Below are 7,343 nucleotides of genomic sequence, written 5' to 3'. Positions count from 1 at the left end.
TACAGCTTTACGAGACACGCAATCGAGCGGCGAAGGGATCGCCTCGAGCTGGGTCGATACCGAGCTGCGGTGTCTCGTGAACTCGTCGCACCGCATTGTGTCTCGGATCTTCCAAAGCGACGAGTTTGTGAGGCATTATGTGGTGATGAGGCTTCTGGGGTACACGCGGGTGTCGACGGCGGGGCAGGATCCGGCGCTGCAGCTCAACGCTCTCCTTGCCGCCGGCGTGCAGAAGCGAGATGTGTTCTCGGACGTGACGTCCGGGGCGAAGAGCGCGGCGGAGCGTCCGGGCATGAAGAAGCTCCTGGCCTACGCGGAACCTAAGGACACGGTGGTGGTCTGGCGGATCGACCGACTGGGCCGGTCGCTCATCGACGTGCTCAACACCGTGAACCTGCTGCGGGACCGCGGCGTGAAGATCCAGTCGGTCTCCGACGGGATCGATCCCGAGACGTCATCGGGCCGGCTCATGCTCGGGATGCTCGCGACGCTGGCGGAGTACGAGCGAGAGCTGATCACCGAGCGCGTCAACGCGGGAATCGCAGCAGCCCGGGCCCAGGGCACCAAGTTCGGCCGACCCCCCGTGAACCCGGAGGTCGTGGAGCGCAAGCTCGCGATCGCCGCCGAAGAGAGAGCCAAGGGGCGCACCGCTGAGGAGGCGGCGCGCCTGGTGGGGTGGTCTCGGGCGACGCTCTACCGCCACCAGCGGGACGCCGCCGCTCGCGAGAGCATCGCGCAGGCGTGACATGGACGGGCCGCAGAGGTGGAAGATCCTGCGGCTCCACGTCGAGGACGGCATCCCACTGGCGAGTCTCGCTCGGGAGACCGGGGTGGGAGAGCGTACGCTCTCGCGCTGGCACAGTCTCTACCGGACAGGTGGCATTTCGGCTCTTGAGCGGGCGCAGCGCGCCGATGCCGGCGTGCCGCGGACCGCGCCTGCCGCTGAGGCGACACGCATCTTCCTCGCCGCGCACAGGGGGCTTGAGCACCCCCCATCACCGGTCACGCCATCGCGGCGGCGATGAGCCGGTCGAGCGCGGCGTGTGCTTGCTCCCGCGCGGTTGCGGGGGTGTCGTGCTGCGCGATCCACAGTGCGGCGTCGTTCATCGCTCCGGACAGCTGCGCCGCCATCGCCTCGATGAGCTCGGCGGGGGCGCCTGCGTCCCGAAGCGCCTCCCGCAGCTGTGCCCCGGAGTTCTCGGCGTCGAGGCGCCGCCACTCCTCCCATCCGATCACAGACGGCGCGTCGATCAGGAGGATCCGCACGGCCGGAGCCGCGGTGATCGCATCGAGGAACGCGTGCGAGCCGGACCGCAGCTGCTCCACCGCGCCCGCCTCCCGGTCGGCAGTTGCCACCACCGCCGCGGCAACCTGCGTCTGGAGTCTCGCGGCGACCGCACGGAACAGTCCCGGCTTGCTGCGGTAGTGGTGATAGACCGCGCCCCGGGTCACCCCCGCGGCCCGGGCGACGTCATCGAGCGAGACACTGGCGAAGCCGCCGGCTGCGAACAGCGCGGTCGCGGCATCCAGGACTTGCTCGGCGGTCAAAGCAGCATCCGCAGCGGAGGCACGCGGCATGAACTCTTCCTTTACGTACGTTGTGCATGTATTCTTCCCTTACATCCTCAGTGTACGTAAAGGAGAACGTCATGTCCGTCACCAGCTTCTACCCCGTCGTCACCTCGCACGACGTCGCCGCTGCGACCGCCTTCTACCGCGACGCCCTCGGCTTCGAGGTCACCTACGAATCCGACTGGTACGTCAGCCTGCGCCTCGGAACCTTCGAGCTTGCCGTCCTCGCCTACCAGCACGAGACCATCCCCGCCGACTACCGCACACTCCCGCAGGGGGTGATCCTCAACCTTGAAGTGGATGACGTCGACGCCGTCCACGACCGGCTCACCGGCAAGGCCGGTCTGGAGCCACTCCTCACCCTCCGCGATGAGGACTTCGGACAGCGACACTTCATCGTCGCCGCCCCCGACGGAGTCCTCTTGGACGTCATCCAACCCATCGCGCCGAGCGCCGCATATGCCGACGCCTACCTCGAAGGCTGACGAGCGCTGATGGTAGCCCGCATCGTGCCCCTCCGCGCGGCGAGCCTCCACACACCACGGACACTCGATCGCTCAGCGCACCAGGGGGTGTGCACGAGCCGTTCGGTGTCCTGGCCCGGGCCTCCACCGCCGAGAAGGACCTCACCGCTCAACACGACGGGCTCCTCTCCCTCGGTATCCAGGCAGAACACATCTACGTCGACCACGGTCTCACTGGCACCAGCCGAGCCCGACCAGGGCTCGGAGAGGCGATGGCCGCCGTCCGCCGCGGTGACACGCTCGTGGTCAGCAAACTCGACCGCCTGACCCGGTCTCTACCCGACGACTGGGACATCGCCGATGAGCTCACCGCCAAGGGAGTCGCCCCCAGCCTGTCGCGGACGCCCCAACCGGCCACCGACCCACCCGTCGCACCGCGCCCGGGCGGTGGCATCGAGGTTGAGCAGCGGCGAAAGCTCACGGGCAAGGGAGCCCATTCCTATCCATCGGCGCGCTCGAGCGCCCGCATTCGGGCAGCCGCCGCGGCCCCGACGGCGAGCACGACGCTGAGGACGCCGTCCCACAGCACGAGATCGCTCGCCCCCGGCACTGCGTATCCGATGAGGAGACCGCCGATCACCAGCGCCAGCTTGCCTGTACTGCCCGGAGACGTTGATCAATCGGGCCGGTGAAGGCGTCGAACGGATTCGACGTGGTCTGCCAGCTCGCCGTCGGTGAGAGGGGGCAGTCGGAGGAACCATCGGTACAGGAGGGGAGCCAGCAGAAGCTCTGTGGCTCGCTCGGGTTTGTCGAGTCCGTCGGCAGCAACCACCCGCGCGAACTGCTGCTGCTGGCGCTGAAGAAGGGCGGTGTGGAACTGACGTGCGATCACCTCGTCGCTCTGGACTGCGGCGGCCAGCATCCGTAGCAGCGAGGCTCGCGGTTCTGACGCGAGTTCGGCGCTGGTCGCCTTCAGCGCCTCGAAGAGCTCGGGGTAGCTGCCCGCGGGTTCGGGCACAGCAGATTCCGTCGCCAGGGCATCTAGTCGGTAGTGCACCTGGACCAGCGGGGCGTGCTTGGGTGCGCTTAACTTGGGCGCATGGGTGAGTCTTTGCGTGAACGCGGCTGGCGTCTGTTCGACCAGATCATCGAGTCAGCCCCCGGCAGGGACACCAGCCCGTGGGCTCTGGTTGAGGGGCGGGTGACCTTCGTCCCGGACTACGACACATTGTCGAAGCTGTTGGGTGTGCCCGTCTACTTGAACGCGACATCCCAGTCGGGGGTTCCAGCGTTAGCGCTGGATGTGTGGGTGTCGTACGAGATGCGCCGGGCTGGCTTCGACGCGGACAAGGTGTGGCCCCGGGCCTCAGAACCGCGCGTTTTACCCTACGAGATACACGCGTTCGTGGAGAGCCTGCCCGCGCAGGTGAAGAAGCTGGTGCGCGAGCGGATCTCGGGTGGCAAGGTCGCTGGCGCGGCTAAGAGCGCGAACCTGCTGGGCAAGAACTACGTCAAGCAGGTCGATGTCGTGATGAGTTCTTGGGCGACCGGCCCGGAGCTGATGATCTCAACCAAACGAATGGATTCCTCCTTTGGGAAGAACGCCGCCAACCGGGTTGAGGAGTCCTACGGTGACGCGAAGAACCTGCGCCTACGCCACCCTCAGGCGGCGCTGGGGTTTGTGTACGCCCTTAACGCGATCGCGTTGAGCGCAGAGCATGACAAGGCGATGTGGCTGATCGACCTGCTGCAAAAGCTCGGGCGGGAGGATGACGCGTACGACGCGGTCGCCCTGGTCATGCCCGACCTCGTCGGTGCCGATGAGCAGGCTGGCACTGAGGAACCCGATGCGGCTGGACCTTTGGATGCCGGAGCGATCCCGGACCCCGCCGAGGACTCTGGCGCCGGGGCTGACCACGTAGGTGATGATGTTGAGCAGGTAGTGCCGGTCAGGTTGTCGACCGCTCAGGTGCCTGCGGCGCTTGATCCGGGTGCGTTCTTCGCAGTGATGTGCTCGCGCGTTCTCGACAATTCCCCGATCAACTTCCACACCGCAGCGCGCGCCCGCCTTGCCGCCGCCGAACCGGGTGCGGCCCCACTAACTACCGCTGTTGACGCTGATGCGGGGTTGTTCTGATTCGAGCGCATGGGCGTGGTTGTCCCCGGTGGCTGTCAGAATGTGACGCATGAGTTACGCTGCCCGGGATCCGCTCGACACTGCTGAACGTCGCAAGGCTAGGGGCGCGTTCTTCACCCCCGCGCTGATTGCGTCATTCATCGCACAGTGGGCGATCCGCGACGCCAGTGATCGTGTGCTCGAGCCGTCCTCAGGGGACGCAGAATTCCTCGTACACGCGGTACGTACGCTGCATGGATTGGGCCACGAGCGTCCGCAGGTGTGGGGGGCGGAACTGCACGAGTGGAGCGCCTCGTATGGCGCGCAGCGCGTCGACGAAGCAGGTGGCATCGCGCACGTTGAGGTGGGGGACTTCTTCACCCAACGTCCGGGGGAATTGTTCGACGTGGTGATCGGCAACCCGCCCTACATTCGCTTCCAAGACTTCGCCGGCGAGCAACGCGCCCGCGCCCGCGCCGCGGCGCTGCAAGGCGGGGTAGCGCTGTCGGGGCTGGCCTCGGCATGGGCAGCGTTCACCATCCACTCCGCCATGCACCTCGCACAGGGTGGACGGCTGGGGTTCGTGCTCCCGGCTGAGCTGTTGTCCGCGAACTACGCAGCACCGGTGCGCCGCTTCCTCTTTGAGCGGTTCGCTTCAGTTGAGCTTGTCCTGTTCGAGCAGCGCGTGTTCGCAGAGGCAGAGACTGAAGCTGTGTTGTTGCTGGCTGACGGTTACCAACAAGGTTCGAGTACCTCGGCGAGCATCCGGCAAGTCACCAACGCGGACGGGCTGCAGCAGTTGCCACCAGCACTGGTCTGGTCTCCTGCCAACCCCGAGCACAAGTGGTCCGGTGCGACCGTTGCCACCGAAGCAACCACGACTCTGCTCGACGCGGTCGCACAGGGCCACTTCACCCCGCTGACGACGTGGGGCCACACCCGCCTGGGCATGGTCACCGGACGCAACACTTACTTCGCGATCCCCCCTGCTCAAGCCGCTGACCTCGGCCTCGCCCGCCGAGAGACATTGCCGCTGTCCCCGCCCGGCTCACGCCACCTACGCGGCCTCGAACTCACCCCGCAAGCCTTGATCGCGCTGGGGCATGAAGGCAAACGCACCCGCTTGTTCCGCCCCGGCGACACCCACGTGTCCGCGCAGGCGCAGGCCTACATCGAAGCCGGTCGAACCCTCGGGGTGCATGAGGCGTATAAGTGCCGCACCCGACGCACCTGGTGGCAAGTGCCCCTCATGCCGCCCGCAGACCTGCTGCTGACGTATATGAACGCTGACACCGTGCGCATGGTCACCAACACCGCCGCCGCGCACCACCTCAACAGCGTCCACGGCGTCTACTTGCACGAGGAACACCGCGCCCTCGGGCGCAAGCTGCTGCCCTTGGCTGCACTGAACTCGTTGACGATGCTCAGCGCCGAACTCACCGGTCGTGCCTACGGCGGCGGCATCCTCAAAATGGAACCCGGCGAAGCTACCCGATGGCTCGTACCCTCGCCGTCCCTCCTCGGATCGGCGCGCGAGGGGCTCACCAGTGTGAGACCACACGTTGCGGCCTGCCTGCGACGAGGACGCCTATCGGACGCAGCGCGCCTCGTTGACGGCGTTCTGTTCACGCAACCGATACACATCGACGCGGAACGTGTCGATCACTTACGTCAAGCACGTGAAGAGCTGGTCGGGCGTCGCCAAGCACGCGCCTGACACTCGCGCTGGTCTAGGATCACTGTGAGCGCGACGGCACCTCCATGATCACGCTCGGCGCAAGCGGCTTCACTCGGGACGGCACGAACTGGGACGACATCGGCATTGGCATCACCATCTCCTGACGACGTTCGTCCGGGCCTGGACAAGGACGCCGTCCGCGCCATCGGCGCGTAAACCTTGGCTAGATGTACTGACCGGGGACGTTGGTCAACCGTGAGAAGGGCGGCTGGTTGCCGCAGGCCGTGTGCGGACGGTGCTGGTTGTACTGGTGAATCCAATCGGCGAGGGCATCGCGTCGTTCACGGCGTCACCCGACGGGGAGTCGCGAGTACCAACCCAAGGATGTTCGTGACGCCTACCTCGTCCACATGCTGCGCCGCGGACACGTCCCGCTCCCGCACATCGTGACTGCACTGGAGCAGATCCACTACAGCGGCAACCTGGACGAGGCCCTTGCGCAAGTCCAAGGCTGGGGTGCGCGAGTCAACCACCAGTCTCGACATCTTCTCGCCGCTTCAGCCCGGATCGAAGCAGTCGTTATCCGAGAGGATCCTGCAACCCTCGGGCCCGGCAATGTCTGAGCTGAGTAGAACTGCTCATCACCCGAGCCCGGTGCTGGTGCGGTTGGAGTTTCACCAGGCGGTTGCATTCTCATGTGCCCACTGGGTGAAGGTGCGGCCGGGGCGTCCGGTGATTCGCGGAACGGTGTCGAGGACCTGGCCGGCTGCCTCAGGCGGGTTGATGGCGAGGTGGATGCCGAATTCGACGTAGTCGTCACCGAAGCCATAGGTGGCCAGTCGCTCGCGTTCCTGTTCCTCGGTGAGCTGGATGTGCCGGATCGGTCGACCGATCACCTCACTCAGCACACCGGACCGCTTTGCGGGGGTGAGGGCTTCGGGGCCGGTGACGCGGTAGTTCTGGCCGGTGTGGCCGTCCTGAGTGAGGGCGCACGTGGCGACTGCGGCGATGTCGGCCTCGTGCACCATGGCTGAGGGGTAGGTGGCCAGGGTGGAGACGGTGCTGTGGGTGCGGATCTCCTCTTCCCAATCGCGGGTGTTGTACATGACCTCGACGGGCTCGAGGCGGCACCAGTCAAGGCAGCTGGTCTTGAGGGCTTCCTCGATGCTGGTCGGTGCCCAACCGGCGAGGACGCTGACACGGCGGATACCAGACGCTTCGGCCAGTTGGACGATCTCCGCGCCGTTGTTGAGGTCGGCGCCATCATCACCGCCGAAGGTGATGAGGTGCAACGCCTCGACCCCTGCGAAGGCGTCCCGCAGCGAGTTGAGATCGGTGAGATCTCCTCGGACGATTTCGGCGGCCTCGGGGAGCTTGGCGGTGGCAGGGTTGCGGGTGAGGGCGCGTACGTGGTGGCCGTCGTCGAGGAGCTGGGTGACGAGGTGGCGTCCGATGCGTCCGGTGGCGCCGGTGATGAGGATGGTCATGGTGTCTGGTCCTTTCGTCGGGGCGG

9 protein-coding genes and 2 pseudogenes are annotated in these 7,343 nt (G+C 66.4%); 6 read left to right on the top strand and 5 right to left on the bottom strand.

Going from position 1 to position 7,343, the window contains the following annotated elements:
• Nucleotides 1–145 precede the first annotated feature (145 nt).
• On the top strand, nucleotides 146–745 hold the full coding sequence (locus AA983_RS14265) for a recombinase family protein (RefSeq protein ID WP_047312987.1): 600 nt from the start codon (nucleotides 146–148) through the stop codon (nucleotides 743–745).
• Nucleotide 746: 1 nt separating this feature from the next.
• On the top strand, nucleotides 747–1,025 hold the full coding sequence (locus AA983_RS14260; RefSeq protein ID WP_047312965.1) for a helix-turn-helix domain-containing protein: 279 nt from the start codon (nucleotides 747–749) through the stop codon (nucleotides 1,023–1,025).
• Here AA983_RS14260 and AA983_RS14255 read toward each other — a convergent pair.
• Nucleotides 1,003–1,578, bottom strand: coding sequence for a TetR/AcrR family transcriptional regulator (locus tag AA983_RS14255; protein ID WP_047312964.1), 576 nt, complete (start codon nucleotides 1,576–1,578; stop codon nucleotides 1,003–1,005). The genes AA983_RS14260 and AA983_RS14255 overlap by 23 nt on opposite strands.
• Before the next feature lie 71 nt (nucleotides 1,579–1,649).
• On the opposite strand from AA983_RS14255, the gene AA983_RS14250 reads away from it, so the two are divergent.
• Nucleotides 1,650–2,057 (top strand): VOC family protein, encoded by a 408-nt coding sequence (locus AA983_RS14250; RefSeq protein ID WP_047312963.1) that lies wholly within the window; start codon nucleotides 1,650–1,652, stop codon nucleotides 2,055–2,057.
• Between the two features lie 89 nt (nucleotides 2,058–2,146).
• Nucleotides 2,147–2,407, top strand: a pseudogene (locus AA983_RS15885) (recombinase family protein); the annotation flags it as partial.
• Nucleotides 2,408–2,535: 128 nt separating this feature from the next.
• Here the strand turns inward: AA983_RS15885 and AA983_RS15880 are convergent.
• Complete coding sequence (locus AA983_RS15880; protein WP_231579624.1) at nucleotides 2,536–2,676, bottom strand: hypothetical protein; 141 nt, start codon at nucleotides 2,674–2,676, stop codon at nucleotides 2,536–2,538.
• 36 nt (nucleotides 2,677–2,712) lie between these two features.
• Nucleotides 2,713–3,054, bottom strand: coding sequence for a TetR-like C-terminal domain-containing protein (locus AA983_RS14240; protein ID WP_052947177.1), 342 nt, complete (start codon nucleotides 3,052–3,054; stop codon nucleotides 2,713–2,715).
• 81 nt (nucleotides 3,055–3,135) lie between these two features.
• Here AA983_RS14240 and AA983_RS14235 point away from each other — a divergent pair, with 81 nt between their 5' ends.
• Both AA983_RS14235 and AA983_RS14230 read left to right on the top strand, forming a co-directional pair.
• Nucleotides 3,136–4,173, top strand: a complete 1,038-nt coding sequence (locus AA983_RS14235; RefSeq protein WP_047312962.1) for a hypothetical protein — start codon at nucleotides 3,136–3,138, stop codon at nucleotides 4,171–4,173.
• Between the two features lie 49 nt (nucleotides 4,174–4,222).
• Entirely contained in the window at nucleotides 4,223–5,869 is a 1,647-nt protein-coding gene (locus tag AA983_RS14230) for an N-6 DNA methylase (protein WP_047312961.1), read from the top strand.
• Nucleotides 5,870–6,053: 184 nt separating this feature from the next.
• On the opposite strand, the pseudogene AA983_RS15300 reads toward AA983_RS14230, so the two are convergent.
• Nucleotides 6,054–6,173 (bottom strand): annotated as a pseudogene (locus AA983_RS15300) (integrase core domain-containing protein); the annotation flags it as partial.
• Nucleotides 6,174–6,504: 331 nt separating this feature from the next.
• Nucleotides 6,505–7,317 carry an NAD(P)H-binding protein gene (locus AA983_RS14215; protein ID WP_047312958.1) on the bottom strand — a complete coding sequence of 271 codons (813 nt, stop codon included), beginning with the start codon at nucleotides 7,315–7,317 and terminating at the stop codon, nucleotides 6,505–6,507.
• Nucleotides 7,318–7,343 lie beyond the last annotated feature (26 nt).

This window comes from Dermacoccus sp. PE3 (assembly GCF_001021715.1).
Classification (GTDB): Bacteria; Actinomycetota; Actinomycetes; order Actinomycetales; family Dermatophilaceae; genus Dermacoccus; species Dermacoccus abyssi.
Note: the sequence above shows the minus strand (reverse complement) of the source record. Positions and strands in the feature narration are given on the sequence as shown.